At 46.6% G+C, this 17,943-nt stretch carries 16 protein-coding genes; 14 read left to right on the plus strand and 2 right to left on the minus strand.

Annotation, left to right across the window (positions count from 1 at the left end):
* Positions 1–35 precede the first annotated feature (35 nt).
* Positions 36–992, plus strand: coding sequence for a hypothetical protein (locus MHI30_RS04960; protein ID WP_237562733.1), 957 nt, complete (start codon positions 36–38; stop codon positions 990–992).
* On the opposite strand, the gene MHI30_RS04965 is transcribed toward MHI30_RS04960, so the two are convergent.
* Positions 924–1,571, minus strand: coding sequence for a spore coat protein (locus tag MHI30_RS04965; protein WP_020450692.1), 648 nt, complete (start codon positions 1,569–1,571; stop codon positions 924–926). The genes MHI30_RS04960 and MHI30_RS04965 overlap by 69 nt on opposite strands.
* 689 nt (positions 1,572–2,260) lie before the next feature.
* Between MHI30_RS04965 and MHI30_RS04970 the strand changes: the two genes are divergently transcribed.
* From MHI30_RS04970 to MHI30_RS04980, 3 genes are all read left to right on the plus strand, one after another.
* Positions 2,261–4,282 carry an ATP-binding protein gene (locus MHI30_RS04970; RefSeq protein ID WP_075755430.1) on the plus strand — a complete coding sequence of 674 codons (2,022 nt, stop codon included), beginning with the start codon at positions 2,261–2,263 and terminating at the stop codon, positions 4,280–4,282.
* Positions 4,283–4,394: 112 nt separating this feature from the next.
* Positions 4,395–8,015 (plus strand): 5'-nucleotidase C-terminal domain-containing protein, encoded by a 3,621-nt coding sequence (locus MHI30_RS04975; protein WP_075755432.1) that lies wholly within the window; start codon positions 4,395–4,397, stop codon positions 8,013–8,015.
* The gene (locus tag MHI30_RS04980) at positions 8,012–8,596 is read left to right on the plus strand and encodes a class D sortase (protein ID WP_059231835.1); all 585 of its coding nucleotides are present in this window, start codon (positions 8,012–8,014) and stop codon (positions 8,594–8,596) included. Before MHI30_RS04975 ends, MHI30_RS04980 begins: the two co-directional genes overlap by 4 nt.
* Positions 8,597–8,886: 290 nt before the next feature.
* Here the strand turns inward: MHI30_RS04980 and MHI30_RS04985 are convergent, their stop codons facing one another.
* Entirely contained in the window at positions 8,887–9,804 is a 918-nt protein-coding gene (locus MHI30_RS04985; protein WP_075755434.1) for an RluA family pseudouridine synthase, read from the minus strand.
* Positions 9,805–9,916: 112 nt separating this feature from the next.
* On the opposite strand from MHI30_RS04985, the gene MHI30_RS04990 reads away from it, so the two are divergent.
* The 10 genes from MHI30_RS04990 (at position 9,917) to MHI30_RS05035 (ending at position 17,917) form a co-directional block, all read left to right on the plus strand.
* Positions 9,917–10,285 carry a YhcU family protein gene (locus MHI30_RS04990; RefSeq protein WP_020450698.1) on the plus strand — a complete coding sequence of 123 codons (369 nt, stop codon included), beginning with the start codon at positions 9,917–9,919 and terminating at the stop codon, positions 10,283–10,285.
* A 168-nt stretch (positions 10,286–10,453) separates the two neighbouring features.
* Positions 10,454–10,879 (plus strand): CBS domain-containing protein, encoded by a 426-nt coding sequence (locus MHI30_RS04995; protein ID WP_075755436.1) that lies wholly within the window; start codon positions 10,454–10,456, stop codon positions 10,877–10,879.
* A gap of 138 nt (positions 10,880–11,017) precedes the next feature.
* Positions 11,018–11,680 (plus strand): HAD family hydrolase, encoded by a 663-nt coding sequence (locus MHI30_RS05000; protein ID WP_059230677.1) that lies wholly within the window; start codon positions 11,018–11,020, stop codon positions 11,678–11,680.
* Positions 11,681–11,703: 23 nt separating this feature from the next.
* Complete coding sequence (locus tag MHI30_RS05005; protein ID WP_020450701.1) at positions 11,704–13,242, plus strand: bifunctional GNAT family N-acetyltransferase/carbon-nitrogen hydrolase family protein; 1,539 nt, start codon at positions 11,704–11,706, stop codon at positions 13,240–13,242.
* A gap of 335 nt (positions 13,243–13,577) precedes the next feature.
* The gene (locus MHI30_RS05010; protein WP_272914569.1) at positions 13,578–14,027 is read left to right on the plus strand and encodes an ATP-binding cassette domain-containing protein; all 450 of its coding nucleotides are present in this window, start codon (positions 13,578–13,580) and stop codon (positions 14,025–14,027) included.
* Positions 13,955–15,205 carry an ABC-F type ribosomal protection protein gene (gene abc-f, locus MHI30_RS05015; RefSeq protein ID WP_237562732.1) on the plus strand — a complete coding sequence of 417 codons (1,251 nt, stop codon included), beginning with the start codon at positions 13,955–13,957 and terminating at the stop codon, positions 15,203–15,205. Before MHI30_RS05010 ends, abc-f begins: the two co-directional genes overlap by 73 nt.
* A 245-nt stretch (positions 15,206–15,450) precedes the next feature.
* Positions 15,451–16,251: a formate/nitrite transporter family protein gene (locus MHI30_RS05020; RefSeq protein ID WP_075755438.1), complete on the plus strand. Its 801-nt coding sequence runs from the start codon at positions 15,451–15,453 to the stop codon at positions 16,249–16,251.
* Positions 16,252–16,621: 370 nt separating this feature from the next.
* Positions 16,622–16,819, plus strand: coding sequence for a hypothetical protein (locus MHI30_RS05025; RefSeq protein WP_075755440.1), 198 nt, complete (start codon positions 16,622–16,624; stop codon positions 16,817–16,819).
* Positions 16,812–16,991 (plus strand): hypothetical protein, encoded by a 180-nt coding sequence (locus tag MHI30_RS05030; protein ID WP_075755442.1) that lies wholly within the window; start codon positions 16,812–16,814, stop codon positions 16,989–16,991. Before MHI30_RS05025 ends, MHI30_RS05030 begins: the two co-directional genes overlap by 8 nt.
* A 14-nt stretch (positions 16,992–17,005) precedes the next feature.
* Positions 17,006–17,917: an AEC family transporter gene (locus MHI30_RS05035; protein ID WP_075755444.1), complete on the plus strand. Its 912-nt coding sequence runs from the start codon at positions 17,006–17,008 to the stop codon at positions 17,915–17,917.
* The last annotated feature ends 26 nt before the right edge of the window (positions 17,918–17,943 follow it).

Raw genomic sequence — 17,943 nt, forward strand, 5'->3', positions numbered from 1 at the left:
TACAGAGAAGCACATCGCGGATGGAGGGAAGACATGTGACAGGAGAGATGAAAGCAGCCTTTATTTTAATTATGGCGGGCACTCTATCCGCTTTGTTATTGGCCGTTTTTGTCGTGTTCAGCCAAGAGAGCCCAGAGGCATCTGTTCTTTCGGGGAAAATAGAAAAACTGAAAGAATCGCTGGAAATGGTTAAATATGAAAGTGTCAGCATTTATTACGCTGAAGAAGATAGGACGATTCTGGAGCTGACAAAGGAGACGCTTCGGGATGCCGCTGACATGAATCGGGAACTGTTTGCCAGCCCTCTTCAAGACAGCGTTGATTTGATCTTTTTTTCAAACCGCGATGATATGGAGTCATTTTCAAAATTAAAGGATATCACCGGATTTTACTCAAATGATATGCAGATGATCGGACTTTTGCCCGAGGAGAGAAAGCATCTGAATAGCGGCGAGGGATTCGCCGTCTTCCTGTACAAACGCGTGCTGATACATGAGTATACACACTATGCTTTTCACGTCAAGCTGAGAGAACTGAAAGCCGACCCGGCAGCTTACCCGCTCTGGTTTCACGAAGGAGTGGCGGAATGGGCTTCTGCTCATGACGCTATTGAGATCCGGACTTTGCCGTCAGCCGTTCCTTTGAGTAAGCTGAAGACCGACAGGCAATGGCAAAAAGCCCGCACTGGATATGAAACCGATATTTATTTGCAAAGTTATTATTTGATCGAAGAGCTCGCGGAGAAAAAAGGAAGGGGTGTCATCCTCGACATCATCGAGGAAACGGCTGAGCGGGGAAGTTTTGAAGACGGATTTAAGGCCGCCGTCGGTCAGTCGTTATCCGCCTTTGAAAAAGAATTCAAGCGGAAATATGAAGCGAAAAAAACGGCACGGAAGTTTCGTTCTTCCGTGCCGTTTTCATCATCAATGAATGGGTCTCTGCTGCCCGTTTGGTGGCATTTGCGGCTGACCTTGCACCGGAGCGAATGCTGAAGTCATCTTCTGCATGTCTTGCGGTGCAAGCTGAGGAACTTGATAGTATCCGTGCTTGTTCTGATAAAGGAAAATTTCATAAGCCATTTCGATATAGTGAGGAATCTGGTCTGCCAGAACCCTTCTGCAAACAGGGTTTGTCACCTCGGGAGCCGCCATGGCCAATGCTGAACAATTGGTTTTCATCAAGCCGAGCATAAAGCTGCTGATACAGGCGTCATCAATCGCCTGCACGGATTGCTTCGGCTGTTTCGGCTGAGCGTCTTTTAACCCGTAGACAAATTGACGATCCTCTTTCATCATATATGTTGCCGTTTCCTGGCTCGGCTTTTGCCCTGTTCTGAAGCATTCTGTTGTGATGTTGTACTGAGACGAAATAAACCGGTGCTGCCTGTCCAAAATATCGAGCAGCTCCGGATCTTTGACATGCTCTCTGAACATCATATATTGCTCAAGAACGCCGATCATACCGGACAACACTTCATGCATGTCAAACACTTCGTGGCCCCCGTGATTCATATGCTGCATTCCTTCATTGCCTTGATTGATTTGCATTTGCGGCTGGTTTTGCTGTTCCACTCTAACGTATCCTCCTTAAATGTAATTCAACTATTATATTTCGTTTTTGCCGTCATATTTATTCAAAAAAGGAATAATCGATAAACTGGATTTAAAGGGATTTTATTCTAACCGTCGAATAGTTTAGTTCAGAGAAAATATTATGGGGGTCTTGTGTTCAAGACAATATATCATCTCATTGGTCGAAAGTGGAAGTGAGGTCATTTTGGCGTCAAACTGAAAAAAACTGAGGATCAGGAGAGGAAATTAAGCCGGTTTAGAGATCCCTCGTACCTTTGTAAACGGAGCACATATCTGCCGGGCGGTGATGAGAAATGTTCATGCATGCTTCCGGCAGTTAAGGAATTCGGTGAGTGGACGGATGTCTGATATCCGAAAAAACAAATGAGCCGAAACAGGTCGGATTCAAATAAAAGCTGCCGGAAGAAAGAATAAAAGACGATGTCGGTCTTGTGTTCACGCACTTTGTTTAAATATGGACTGAAAAACAATCGATTTGCAATGCCCGGGTGGATATCGGCATGAAGAACTTTGTCATTTTAAGAAGGTGCCTGCAAACTTTTTATTGCCCCTGCGCGATCTGTAAAGGATTCTCCCTCCGTAAATGATTTCAGCTGCCAATCATCATGAAAATGCAAAAAAGGTGTTTTCCTTTTTGATTTTGCACTTAGAAAAGGAGGAGTTTTGTAATGCTGGGCTCAAGTGAGACGGTTGGAAAAATGTCAGGTTTATTTGGTAATGATTCTGTGTATCCGAAGGTGCAAACAGAAGTATATAAAAAAATCAGTGAACTGAGTGGGTTTTATAGGCTGGATGATATTTATCTTTCCTTGATCGACCAGTATATGTTTCCTTGTCTGATCCTGAATGACCGGGGAGAAATTGTCGCGTCCTCAGAAAGTGCCGATCAATATTTGAAAAGTTCAAAAGGCAACATTCATCAAGCTTTTCCCGCGAGCTTATCCGTGCAGGTCAATGCCGCTTTACAGCGGGCAAAGAAAGAGAAAAAAGTGTCGTTTAAAAACGTTCCGATTTATTTAAGCGGAGAACTATCCTTTGTTCATTTAACATTAAAAAGTTTCTTCCGCCAGTATCACAAGCTTTATGTGCTGTTTATCGAAAAAGCAAAAGAAGAGGCAGCCCGCGTTCCGGTATCCGGCGGAGAAGACGGCCAGCTTCATCTTCAGCATCTGTACCGGACGGTAAAAGAGCTCGAAGCGTCCAATGACGCTTTGGTGTCTGCCAACCAAAAGCTTCAGGAGGAGAACAAAAAATTAACGGCGCTAAACAGGGCGTTTGAAAAGAAAGTGAATGAGCTGAACACCCTTAAAAATGATCTGAACAATCTGCTGACCAGCACGAACATCGCCGCCGTTTTTTTGGATCAGGAATTGAAATTGAAATTATTTACGCCGGAAGCCGCCAACATGTTCGACCTGAAAAAGGAGGACCTTTCAAGGCCTGCCGATAAGCTGACAGAGAGGTTCAACTATAAGGAGTATGCCGATGACATAAAGCGCACGCTTTATGAAAACAAAACGGTCGTAAAAGAGTTCGAAATGCCAAACGGCGGCTGGTATACCGTGAAAATGATCCCTTATTATGCTTCGGGGAAAAAGGTTGAAGGCATTGTTGTCACGTTCACGAATGTCACTGAATTGAAAATGACGAACGAGGCGCTGCATATCAGCTCACAGGCTATTGATCAAAGTCCGGCCAACATATTGCTCACTTCGGTCGACGGTTCGGTCACTTATGCAAACAAACGCTTTTGCCGGATGCTCGAAAAACATCCGGATGACCTCATCGGCGGCGATGTATTTAACATTTACCGCAAGCATTTTCACTGTGATGATCTCAATCGCTTCTGGAAGCATGTCCTTGATAAGAAACCATGGTCAGGGGAGCTTAATTACCAGGATAGGGAGCAGCAGGACAGGTGGGAGCAAATCTCCCTTATTCCTGTGGAGGACAGCGCGGGGAACGTGCATCAGGTTATGCTGATATCCGAGGACATTACAAACCAAAAGCGATCTGAAAAAATGCTCATGAAATCGGAAATGCTGTCAGCGGTCGGGCAGCTTGCTGCCGGGATCGCTCATGAAATACGGAATCCCCTCACATCTCTGAAAGGGTTCCTCCAGCTGATGATCCAGTCTAAAAAATATCAAAAAGATTATGCGGAAGTGATGATGTCCGAATTCATCAGACTTGAAGCGATTATCAACGAATTTCTCGTATTGGCCAAAACGAAATCGAATACATTTGATCCGGTTCAGGTCAACTCGATTGTTGAAGATGTCTGCATGGTATTGGAGTCGCAGGCCGTGCTGAACAACGTAAGGATCGAGAAACAGCTGAGCGGAGATCTACCTGAGATTCTCGCTGTTTCAAATGAGCTGAAACAGGTTTTCATCAACATATTAAAAAATGCAATCGAGGCGATGGAGGATGCTGAAGGCTTTATTACGATACGTTCCTATTTTGAAAAAGACAGCGTATTCATCACCTTTGAAGATCAGGGAAAGGGCATCTCAAAAGAAGTGCTAGAAAAGCTTGGGGAGCCATTTTATACAACGAAGGAAAAAGGAACCGGTCTCGGATTAATGGTTACATTTAAAATTATTGAAAATCACGGCGGAAGCATTCATTTCGAAAGCGAAGAAGGAAAAGGAACGATCGTAAAATTGAAGCTTCCGATTAAAGAATGAGAATGCGGTCATCCCTATTCTCATTCTTTTTTGAAATTTTTACAAAAAAATCATATAGCCTTTATAATCATCAGATAAATTTGACAGGAAGCAAAAAACGGGAGGCGAATATATGGTCAATGTTGTAAAGAGCCGTTTTATGGCTGGTTTGACAATCACGTTTATGATGATTGCGTCTTTTTTGACGCCGTTTGCGGACGTAACGCACGCTTCAGAAACGATTTCAGTAGAAGAAGCCATTAAGCATAACGAAGGGCATGCAGCCGTTGAAGGCTATGTCGTCGGGCACACTGTCTCGAGCGGCCATTATCGTTTCAGCGGAAATTTCGCCAACGATTATAACATCGCAATCGCTGATGAAAAAGAGGAAACATCACCTGAGAACATACTCCCCGTGCAGATACCCGCATCTTTCAGAGACCAGTTCGGTTTAAAGACAAACCCTCATCTCATCGGAAAAAAACTCATCATCGAAGGCGAACGCTCTACATATTTTAATTCCCCCGGTTTGAAATCCGTTCAATCCATCACATTTTCCGGAGGCGATGCACCGCCTGCCAAGCCTGAGATCAAAACGATAGCTGAAGCGCGCAAGCTTTTAAATGAAACGGTCAAAATCACAGGAATCGTCACTGCGGATCAGGCGGCTGTCGGAGGAGGAAAGCTGTCAACATTTATTCAGGACGAAACGGCGGGCATCAATATCTATTCCGCTGCACAAGACGATTTTCCGGAGCTGAAAGAGGGAATGTCCGTTTCGGTCACGGGGAAGATTACGACATACAAAGGATTGACAGAAATCGTTCCCGTACCGTCAGGCATTGAAGTAACCGGAGAAGGAGCGGTACTGCCCGACCCTGTTCCGCTGACCATTAAAGATGTGCTCGATCAGGGAACGGCAGTTAAATACGAAGGCCGGCTAGTGAAGATGAAAGGATTTATTGAAACAAAGCCGGATGCGCCGGCAGGCGGCGGCTATAATATCACGATGATCGATGAAAACTATCATCCGCTCACACTAAGGGTGATGGAACAAACGAATGCCGCCGATTCGATAGAACAAGGACAATGGTACGAAATTACCGGCATATTAAGCCGTTATGATACGGTGCAGCTTCTGCCGAGAAAACAGGAAGATCTTCGAAAATTAGACGGCATCGCGCATCCTCCCCCCGCTGCTGAAGGGGAATACGAAAGCGTTGTCGAACGAGTTGTCGATGGGGATACGATCTACTTAAAAGAGCCGGTTCTCGGATCTACAAAAGTCCGCTATGTCAACATAGATACAGCCGAAACTTACCATAAGCCGAAAAATGAATTAGATGAAAACCAGCTGAAACACGGCAACAAAGCGAAGGAATATTTGCAGTCTATATTGGCTCCGGGAGACAAAGTCACCGTGAAAGTGGGCAAGGAAGCAAAAGACAGCTACGGCCGCCTGCTTGCCCAAGTCATCACTGAAGACGGCGTCAATACGAATTTGCAGCTTGTTCAAAAGGGGATGGCCGTCACCTATTTCATTTGGCCGGTTGGAAGTGATGAAGACTATCAATTGTTTCAAAGTGCCGTCAAAAAGGCGAAAGATGAGAAAATCGGCATTTGGAATCCCGCTGATCCGCTCCTCGAAATGCCGTTTGAATTTCGTGCCAGGGAGCAGGGCAAAGGGCTGACGCGGCATGTCGGTGACTCTGCGGAAAAAACGTATGTCGCGCCTGAGAAGTGGCGAGAGATTCCGGTGGAAAGACGAATTTTCTTTGCGTCGGCTGAAGAAGCGGAAGCTGCAGGCTATTCGAAAAAAGAGCAAAGCGGCAATATTCCGCTGCGCCTGTTAAGCATGAATGATCTGCACGGAAAGATCGATCAACAATATGAGCTCGATCTAAACGGCGATGGCCGGACGGATGGAACATTCGGCAGGATGGATTATGCAGCAGCATTGATCAAAGAGAAAAAAGCCGAGCGGGAAAATACGCTGATCGTCCACGCAGGCGATATGATCGGCGGAAGCTCGCCGGTTTCTTCCCTGCTTCAGGACGAACCGACAGTTGAAGTCATGGAGGAAATCGGATTTGACGTAGGAACCGTCGGGAACCACGAGTTTGATGAAGGAACCGAAGAGCTGCTGCGCATGTTGAACGGCGGCGAACACCCTGAAGGGAAAGGGACAAAAGGCTATGACGGACAGGATTTCCCGCTTGTCTGCGCCAATTGCAAGTTGAAAACAAACGGGGAAAGCTTTCTTCCTCCATATGAAATCATTGAAGTTGAAGGAGTGCCTGTCGCTTTTATCGGTGTTGTGACACAGGCGGCCGCCAATATGGTTATGCCCGAAGGAATTCGCTCAATTGAATTTACAGATGAAACAAAGGCCGTCAACCAGGCTGCAAAAGAACTGAAAGCGAAAGGAGTCCGAGCGATAGCGGTGCTCGCCCATATGACAGCTTCCCAGGACGGCGGAGTTGTGACCGGTGAATCAGCCGAACTTGCTAAAAAAGCAGATCCTGAGATCGATGTCATCTTTGCCGGCCACAATCATGAAGTGGTCAACGGCCAAGTCAATGATATTTTAATCGTCCAAGCATACGAATACGGGAAGGCAATCGGTATCGTCGATCTTGAAATCGACCGGGAATCGAAAGACATCGTACAAAAGAAAGCGGATATCGAATATGTGAATCAGGAAAAGCTCAAGCCTGATCCGGCAGTCGGTCAGATACTGGATAAATATGAGCGGATGGTTGCGCCGATCATCGGCGAGAAAGTTGGTGAAGCAGCACACGATATGGCAGGAGGTTATTCAAACGACGGAGACACCCCTCTCGGGAATCTGATTGCTGACGGGATGCGGAGCGCGATGAATTCAGATTTCGCATTAATGAACGGGGGCGGCATCCGTCAAGATTTAAAAAAAGGAACGATTACATGGGGAGACTTGTTCAATATCCAGCCTTTCGGCAATGTACTCGTCCGGCTTGAAATACAAGGCAGGGATTTATACGATATTATAGACGCGCAAATATCCCCATCATACGGCCCGGATTACTCGATCAGCGGCTTTACCTACACGTGGGACCCGAAAACAAACAAAACCGCGGATATTTTTCTTGAGGACGGAACGCCGATTGATGTAGACCGGACATATACGCTGACCGTAAACAACTTTATGGCATCTGCTTCAGGCAGCAAGTATTTGCCGATTTCCCGGCTTGGAAAAAATCCGGTCACAGGGCCGGAAGATATCGAAGCTACAGTAGAATTTGTCAAAAGCTTTAAAGAACCGATCGCTTATGTTGCCGAAGGACGAATCAAAAAATTAGCAGAAGATGATTCACGTCAGGGAGAAGAACCCGGACGCGGGGCAGATCCTGATGACGAAGAAAAACCGGGAAGCGGAGGCGCTGATCCGAATGACGAAGAAAAACCGGCTGGAGATAAGGGCGATGGAGAAAAGCCCGGCAATGACAGCGGAGAAAAGCCGGTGCATGGCGATACCGGTGATACGTCAAAGAGCGGTGCTGTTCCTGTTGCAGGCGTGACGATCGGTGAAGGGGCGGATGCGCCGGAGGAGAAGATGGACGGTCTGTCAAATGATGCATTTTTGTCAGATTCGCGTGAAGAGCACAAGCTGCCCGATACGGCGGCTTCTTACGGCGGTTTTCTTTTGTACGGCTTCCTGACGTTTATGTTCGGAGCGATTCTTTATATGCGGAAAAGGGGTATTGCAAAACTATGAAAGTCAAGATGTTATCGTTTCTGCTGATGACGGCGGGGCTTGCCATTTTTGCATATGGCGGCTGGAAAATATTCGATATGAACAGACAGACCGATATTTCTTTAACTGAAGCAAAAGAAGCCATTGCATCGAGTCAATCCGTCCGTTCAGCAAAGCACCCCTCAGCGCCCGCATCGTTTAAGCCCGCCAACGGCGAAGCGGCAGGCATCCTCCATATACCCAGACTGGGCGCTGAGCTTCCCATCGTTGAAGGAACAAGTCCCGATGATTTGGAAAAAGGCGTCGGTCATTATAAAGACAGCTATTATCCAAAACAAAACGGGCAAATTGTTCTTTCAGGGCACAGGGATACGGTTTTTCGCAGAACAGGGGAGCTGGAAATCGGAGATAAGCTGAAAATCGAGCTTCCATACGGAAGCTTCGAATATGAAATCACACACACGAAAATTGTTGATCAAGATGATACATCCATCATCACGCTGCAGCACGAAAAAGAAGAATTGCTGTTAACGACATGCTATCCGTTTTCTTATGTCGGAAATGCGCCTGAGCGCTATATTATGTATGCAAAACCGCTTTAGGGCTGTCCTTAATGGACAGCCTCAGCGTGTCAACAAACCCTCGCATTCGTTGTCAGGCCTGCTAAGTCGGTGCTCACGAATAGGAGAAGGATCGGCGGCTAACCGCCCAGGCGTCCTGCCTGAACGCCGCCGTCATCACATCCTGTGAAAGTCAGCTTCCGATGCTCGGTCTTCCTAGACTGCAAGGGTTGCGGGTCACGCTGAAAGGATGACAAAATCCCAAAACAAAAAGTCGTTTTGGGATTTTGTCAACAATCTGAGGCTGTCCTTAATGGACAGCCTTTTTATGTTTAATCAATCGTGCCGAACAGTCGTCCGATTTCGTCTTTCAAGTCATCCGGCAGCGGTGCTGTGACAGTTACGCGTTCTTTTGTGATCGGATGGGTGACATTGATTTCGATCGCGTGAAGAGCCTGCCTCGGAAAAAGCCCTTCTGAACCGCCGTATAAAGTGTCGCCTGACAAAGGATGACCGATGCTTGCAAGGTGAACACGTATTTGGTGGGTCCGGCCTGTCTCCAGCTGCAGCCTGCATAGTGTAACATCGTGCCGGCTGTCATACCCTATCGATTCAAAATGGGTCACGGCGGGCTGTCCGGAATTGGACACCCTTCTTCTGACGGGATGGTACCTGTCTCTGCCGATCGGCACCGAAATGGTTCCCGTTTTTTTTCTGAATTTCCCTTCCGCTACAGCTAGATATGTCCGCGCCAGTTCTTTTCTTTGCAGCTGTTCGTCTAAAAGGGCGTGGGCGAGGCGGTGCTTTGCAAAAACGACAGCGCCGCTCGTATCCTTGTCAAGACGGTGGACGTGCCGGATTTTTCGCTCCTCCCCGTTCATTTGAAAATAAAACGCCACAAGGTTGCTCAGCGTGCCGGTCTGGCCAGCTTCATTCGGATGTGTCGCCATTCCCGCCGGCTTATTGACAATGAGCATATGATCATCTTCAAACAGAACGGGAAGTTCCCCGTATTCAGGGGCGATTCCGCTTTCTTCTTCCTCTCTAAGATCGATCATCACGCTGTCTCCGCTCTCAAGCTGAACGTTATGATCCACGGGTTTATGATTCACTTTAATTTTCTCATTTGCGATCCAGTATTGAATGACAGGCTTCGATGCTTTCGCTTCTCTTTTTAAATATGCAAATAAATGTTCGCCGTGATGCCGGCTGCCTGCATTAAAGATTAAGCCGTGATTTTTTTGGTTCATTTTTACTGCTCCTTTCTGTAAAAAGCGTTGAGCCATTAGGAAACACTTACCTTCACAGCCCATTGTTTATGTATGCTATTCTGTTTGAAGAGATTTGAACAAGGGATGAAGGGTGATCAATTTGCGAATTGTAAAGGCAGCAACTGAAGAACAAGAAATTTATATAGAAGAGCTTGTATCAGAGCTGTATCAAATATTTCCATTGTACTTGAATAAACAAAAAATAAAAGAACTCAAAAAGCAGGGCGTGCTTGAATTGAAAGAGGATGAATACAAAGGAACGCTCGATGAAGCGTTTCAGATTATGACAAGCCTGCAATTGATTCATGCCTTATTAACTAAGGCGAAGCGCCGGTGGGTGCTGAAAGATCGTGATTTGTTCGATAAAAACTGCCGCAAGCTGAATGACTGCGGTCTGTACTTCCCTCTGACATCTGCCGACTTTCATATCGTGAATACCGACAATAAAATGCTGATGTAAAGCCGGGTTTGTCTGAATTGAAAGAGCTTGTTCCGTTTTCGGAAAAGCTCTTCTTTTTATGAAAAGATGATATAAGAAATAAGCGGAAAACACAATGAAATGGTGCCAACTTCCTTTTTAGCATGTGCATGACCTGTACATACTAACAATCGAAAGGGGTGCAGTCTATTGACGACAATCAGCAATGCGATGTCTAGACAAGTGGCAACAATTTCTTCCAATCAAACGGTTCAAGAAGCGGCTGAGTTGATGAGCCGCCATAATATAGGGGCGATCCCGGTCGTGGATCAAGGCGTGTTAAAAGGAATGATCACAGACCGTGATATCACGCTCAGAACGACAGCGGAAGGCCAGGGTGGGCAGACACCTGTTTCAAACGTGATGACAACAAATGTTGTGTCAGGGAACCCGAACATGAGCCTTGAAGAAGCATCACAGATGATGGCTCAGAGTCAAATCCGCCGTCTGCCGATCGTCGAAAACAACCATTTAGTCGGGATTTTGGCGCTCGGGGATCTGGCGGTAAACGAAATGTCTAATGAATCTGCCGGACAGGCGCTTACGAACATTTCCACTCCGGCACGGACTCAGTAAGAACGGAAGAGCTTGCCTCTTACAGCAGGCTCTTCTTCATTTATACATACCGGTTTTTAGTGTCTTCTCTTTTCAAGGGGCGGCAAGAAGGATACAATGAATGGTGCAAACAGTCAAAAGGAGTTGGGCTAAAGCGCGATGATTAAAGCAGTGATATTTGATTTTGACGGTCTTATTTTAGATACAGAAACGCACGAATATGAAGTGCTCCAGGAAATTTTTGAAGAGCACGGCTCAGAGCTGCCAATGTCGGTTTGGGGAAATGTCATCGGCACGGCCGCCGGATTCCAGCCGTTTTCTTATTTGGAGGAACAGCTGCAAAAAAAGCTGGACCATGAGCAATTGACGAAATTGAGGCAAGAGCGTTTTACGAAAAGAATGGAAAGCGAAAAAGCGCGTCCCGGTGTGGAAGCTTATTTGTCCGCGGCGAAAGAGCTCGGTTTAAAAATCGGCCTGGCGTCAAGCTCGGATTATAAATGGGTTTCTCAGCATTTGAAACAAATCGGCCTGTACGATGATTTCGAGTGCATCAGAACGGCCGATGATGTTGAGGAAGTTAAACCGAACCCGGAACTCTATTTAAAAGCGGCGGAATGTCTCGGTGTGAAGCCTGAGGAATGCATTGCATTCGAAGATTCTGTCAACGGATCAATCGCCGCGAAAAGAGCCGGAATGAAATGTGTCATTGTACCGAATAAAGTAACGAAAAGCCTGCTGTTCGAGCATTATGACCACCGTCTGGAATCAATGGCGGAAATGGAGCTGGAACAGCTGATCGAAAAAATTTCCGACCCATCATAAAGAAGGCAGAGGAGGAATGGGACGTGTCTGAAAAACTGGATCTTTCCCGCTTTGAAAAAAAGATTGTCATCCGCAATATTGAAGAAAAAGATATCGACAGTATCATCGGGCTTCAAGAGCTGTGTTTTCCGGGAATGATCCCATGGAAACGGGAACATCTGGAAAGCCATTTGGAACACTTCCCGGAAGGCCAGTTTTGCGCAGAGCTTGACGGAGAAGTGATCGGTTCCTGTTCAAGCCTGTTGATCAACTTTGATGAATATGATGACAGACATACATGGCAGGATATTACAGACGACGGGTATATTACGAATCATAATCCCGACGGCTTAAACATGTACGGGATCGAGGTTATGGTTCATCCTGAATACAGACGGATGAAGATCGGCCACCGTCTCTATGAAGCGCGAAAAGATCTGGCAAGGCGCTTAAATTTAAAGAGCATTATCATCGGCGGCAGGATTCCGAACTATCATAAGTACGCTTCCGAGATGACGCCGAGGGAGTATGTCGAACAAGTCATCCACCACCAGATCTATGATCCGGTCCTTTCGTTTCAACTGTTGAACGGTTTTACGATGATGAGGATCAACCCGAACTATCTCCCGGATGACAGAGCATCAAGCAAATATGCGACATTGATGGAGTGGAATAATGTCGACTATTTGCCGCAGACGAAGCGCTATTACAAATCAGCTTTTCCGGTGAGAATCTGTGTGATTCAATATGAGATGAAGCAGATTCATTCCTTCGAGGAGTTTGCCAACCAAGTCGAATACTATGCAGATGTAGCTTCAGACGCGGGAGCGGATTTTGCCGTCTATCCCGAAATCTTTACGACGCAGTTGATGTCGTTTCTTGAAGAGCGTTCACCGAGCCTGGCCGTTCAGCGGATTACCGAATATACAGAAGACTATATCAGCCTGTTCACAGACCTTGCCGTTAAATACAATGTCAACATTATCGGCGGTTCCCACTTCGTTGAAGAAGAAGGGAAGATCTACAATATCGCTTACTTGTTCAGAAGAGACGGAACGATCGAAAAGCAATATAAGCTTCATATTACCCCGAATGAACGAAAGTGGTGGGGCATCAGCAGGGGGGACGAAGTGCGCGTCTTTGATACAGACTGCGGCAAAATCGCGATCCAGATCTGCTATGACATCGAGTTCCCGGAGCTCGGCAGAATCGCAACCGAAAAAGGGGCCAAGATTATTTTTACCCCTTTCTGCACGGAAGACCGCCAAGGCTATTTGCGAGTCAGATACTGCGCTCAAGCAAGAGCGGTTGAAAATCAGGTGTACACGGTTATTTCCGGTACGGTCGGCAATCTGCCGCAAACCGAAAATATGGATATCCAATATGCGCAATCCGCGATTTTCGCTCCTTCAGATTTTGAATTCGCAAGGGACGGAATCGTCGGTGAATGCAATCCGAACATTGAAATGGTGGTCATCGGCGATGTCGACCTGGAAATTCTCAGAAGGCAGCGGCAGGACGGAACGGTCCGGCAGCTCAAGGACAGACGCCATGACATCTACCGGATTCATTATCAAAAATAGCAGATTCGTGTGCCGGCCGCTTGAGGCCGGCTTTTTCATGTTGACTTTTCTCTCTATTTTTCATATATTGTAACTATTAAAAGGAGGTGGAAAAGATGAATCAAACTGGTAAGCGCATGACGGATATGCAAGCTCATCTGTATATTTGTCGCGCGATTTTTTCCGGGGAATGCGTATTACGGGATCAGTCTGCCCTTTTTTACACATTCAATTGGAAAAAATACCAGTGAGAGACATCTGCCCACAATCGGATTTTCTGATGCTGACGGCGGGGTGTAAGCTCTGCCGTCTTTTTTATGCTCAGTGTCTCTTCACGGGATGCGGAGGAAAGATAGATGATAATATGCAGTTTGCAACGTGTCGGGCAAACATACGGAGGACATACGATTTTCAGCGGGCTGTCATGGGACCTGCACCAGGGGGAGCGAATCGGTCTGATCGGACGAAACGGGGAAGGGAAAACGACGTTGTTAAAGCTGATCGGCGGCCAAATGAAACCTGATGAAGGCCTTGTGACTTGGAAAAAAGGATTATCAACGGGGCTCTTGGAGCAAAATCCCGCATGGGACGGCAGGAAAACGGTAAAAGAGCTGCTCTATGACGTTTTTCATCATTATGGGACACACAGCAGAAGCTTTCCCGGATTGAACGGCAATTGGCGGTTGAAAAGGACGCGGAAAAACTCAGTCTTCTTTTGGAAAAGTACGGGGCTTTGCAAGATGAATTTCAGCGAAAAGGCGGCTACAGCATCAGTGCGCAAATCGAACGGGTGGCGCACGGTTTGAATATTGAGCGGCTACTCGATGCCGAGTGGCGGGAGTTAAGCGGAGGAGAACGGACGAAAGCGGGTCTTGCCAGGCTTCTCTTGGCAGCTCCGGATCTGCTTTTGCTGGATGAACCGACAAACCATTTGGATTTGACAGCGATCGAATGGCTGACATCTTTTTTAAAGCAGTACAAAGGCACAGCAGTCATCGTATCGCATGATCGCTATTTCCTGGATGAAGCGGTCACCTCAATTCTTGAAATCGACCAGGGAGAGCTTCACTTTTCCAAAGGCGGCTATACACATTATGCCGATGAACGGGAAGAGCGCCTCATGAGAGAATTTCATGACTATCAGGATCAGCAGAAGAAAATCAAAAAAATGAAGGAAACGATCAAGCGGCTGAAGGAATGGGCGAATCGCGCCAATCCTCCGAATGACGGCCTGCACCGGCGAGCGAAAAGCATGGAAAAAGCTTTGGAACGCATGGAGAAGGTGAAAAAACCCGTACTGGAACGCAAAAAGATCGATTTAGCTTTCAGCATGGATGAACGAAGCGGAAAAGATGTCGTCAAGCTTGAGGATGTCTGCAAAAGCTTCGGTGAGCGGGCGCTTTTTGACAATCTCAGTATGCATGTCCGTTTTCAGGAGCGCGCCGCCATCGTCGGGGAGAACGGCAGCGGCAAAACGACGCTGCTCAACATCATTAGCGGAAAGGAAACGCCGGACAGCGGTGACGTGCAGCTTGGCAGCAATTTATCGGCCGCATATCTGACGCAGCATGTCGGCGAAATGGAGGAAGAGCGCACGGTTTTAGCCGAATTCCGTGAACATGTTTCTGCATCAGAAGGCGAAGCCAGAATGTTGCTTGCAAAGTTTTTGTTTTTTGGCCAATCCGTCTTTCAAAAAGTGAAAGATTTAAGCGGAGGCGAACGGATGCGGCTCCGCTTGGCCCAGCTCGTTCACCAAAACCATAATGTGCTGATCCTCGATGAGCCGACAAACCATTTGGACATCGAATCGAAGGAGATGCTTGAAGAAGCATTAAGTCAATTTCAAGGGACGATTATTGCGGTTTCGCACGACAGATACTTTCTTGACCGGCTTTTCAATGTTACCTGGTGGCTTGACGGCAGGAAACTCATCAAGTACGAAGGGAACTATACATTCGCAAGAGAGAAACGGCGGCAGGATTGACACATTTTTATCACATTTGATAGGATATTGCTACAGTTATAGAAGGCAAAAGCAATGGAATGTATGCACGGACTGTATATATTCTCTTTCGATATCTTAATTCTGCTTGATTTTGTTGTATGGGTATGCATACAAGTTAGGCAGCATTCAAACGCCTGGTTGACACAGGTTATTTGAGTGCTGCCTTTTTTTATTGTCTTTCTGCCATAACTGTGAGAATAGAAGAAATCATGGAGGGGTTTAGTATGGCTTTTCGAAAACCGGATGAAATAGCGGATGCGGCAATTGAAGCAGGAATGAAAAAAATACAGCTCCCGCTGCCGTCTCTGCTTGTATTGGGGTTTTTAGGCGGCGCATTTATCGCGCTTGGGTACTTGCTTGATATCAGGGTAATCGGCGATCTGCCGAAAGAATGGGGAAGCCTGTCCAGCCTAATCGGAGCTGCGGTATTTCCTGTCGGTCTGATACTTGTGGTGCTCGCTGGCGCTGAATTGATCACAGGGAATATGATGTCCGTTGCGATGGCTTTATTTTCAAGAAAAATATCACTGAAACAATTGGCGGTTAACTGGGGAATCGTTACGATGATGAACTTAATCGGCGCACTGTTTGTTGCTTACTTTTTCGGACATTTGGTTGGATTGACTGAAACAGGCCCTTATTTAGAAAAAACGATCGCCGTTGCACAAGGAAAACTGGATATGAGCTTCGGCAAGGTTCTCATTTCCGGCATCGGCTGTAACTGGCTTGTATGTCTTGCGGTATGGCTTTCTTTCGGCGCACAAGACGGAGCAGGAAAAATCCTTGGCATCTGGTTCCCAATTATGGCTTTTGTCGCAATCGGATTTCAGCACGTTGTCGCCAACATGTTTGTGATTCCCGCAGCCATTTTTGCAGGCTCGTTCACATGGGGGCAGTTTATCGGAAACATCATTCCGGCTTTTATCGGCAATGTCATTGGCGGAGCCGTGTTTGTCGGTCTCATTTATTTTATTGGATACCACAAGAAAGACCGCTCTAGACAAGAAATAAAGCGGGTATCATAAACAAAGGGCAAATCCACTCGATGAAACATACAAATGCCGACCGTTTTTGGAAAAAGATGATGATGAAATGGGATTAGGCGGGTGTGCTTATAGAGTAAGAAAAAAGTAACGGAGGCTGAACAACATGACAATGAGACAGCTGAATGTGATACACAAGGAAAAGCTCATGGCTCATTCAGCCTGCGGAAGAATTCGTGTCCTTCCTTAACCAATGCTTATCGCACCCATTAAAATCGGAATAGACGGACATCCGCAACTCCCCGCAGACAGTAGAGGCATTGGTTGTCTTCTTTTGTCTGCGGTTTTTATTTGCCCGCGGCAGAAAAAATGATGCCACTTGAAAGGGGGGAGAGTGATATATGGAAGTTTCATGATGACAGTGAAAAAGGCAGTTGCATTTGCCCAAACCAGCAAGACTGAAAAGGCTGCCGGTCATATAAAAATCCTGAAACATGCCTATTGCTTGAGCACTGCCAAGATCAAAGAACCGCCAGAAAGTCATCACCCGGCATATATGGGAGGCCCGCAAAATCGTTTGTCTGTTTCAGGGAAAACGGAATGTGAGTGAACAAGTTCTCCTTACAGCCGCATCCCAGAACATGAAGAAGATTGCCGCACACCTAGCCAAGCAGGGCCGGGTATACGGGAGCTCTTTTTCTGCAAACGGGCTGGAAACACCGTTGAAAACAAACGGAATTTTCTATATGATTGATAGTATTAATGAGAACGGTTATACATAAAAAGAAGGTGCATCATGGAGTTTGTGCTTGTTTTACTGCCGGTTTTCGGGATATTTGCGATCGGGTTTATCGGACAAAAGCTGCTTCATTTTGATATTCAGAACCTATCTAAAATGTCCCTGTATTTAATGTCTCCGTTTTTAGCATTTGATACGTTTTATGAGAACAAGCTGACGATGGATTATATCTATATGTCTGTCTATTGTCTCGGCCTCTGTTTCACTTTGATTCTATTTGTCTACCTCATTTCATATGTTTACGGGTATTCCAATCAGGAGCGGTGCGCTCTCGTTTTATCATCCGCTTTCATGAATAACGGAAACTACGGCACTCCCGTCGTCCTGCTAGTCTACGGCACGGCCGGGCTTGATATCGCCGTTGTGCTGATGGTGCTTCAGCAGCTTGTCATGAGCACGATCGGCATATATTATGCAGCGAAAGGAAGCCCTCAAGCGGGCGGATTTAAAATCGTGATGACAAGGGTTATCCGGATGCCGGTCGCATACGGTGCGCTGCTCGGCATATGCTTTCAGCTGGGGCATATTTCGATTCCCGAACAGTTAATGACGGGAATTAAATTGGTGGGGGATGCTGCGATTCCGACGATTATGATTATTCTCGGCATGCAGCTTGCGGTGATCTCCTTTCAACATATCGAATACCGGAAAATTTCTTACTCGCTCTTGCTGAAATTATTCGTGTCTCCGCTCATTGCCTTGGGGTTTGCGCTGATTCTTCCCGTCGACGGACTGGTCAAAGAGATCATGGTGTTGGCGGCGGCCATGCCGACGGCGGCGAATACGACTTTGATGGCGGTTCAGTTTGAAACAAAGCCGGAAATCGTTTCAAGCGCGACTTTTATCAGTACAATGCTCAGCATCGTCACCCTTCCGGTCGTGCTGTGGCTGCTTTCATTATGGGGCTGACCTGAATCTTTCAGGCGGCCTTTTTT

Origin of the sequence: Bacillus sp. FSL L8-0528, assembly GCF_038593085.1 — a bacterium.
In the GTDB taxonomy this organism is placed as follows: Bacteria; Bacillota; Bacilli; order Bacillales; family Bacillaceae; genus Bacillus; species Bacillus paralicheniformis.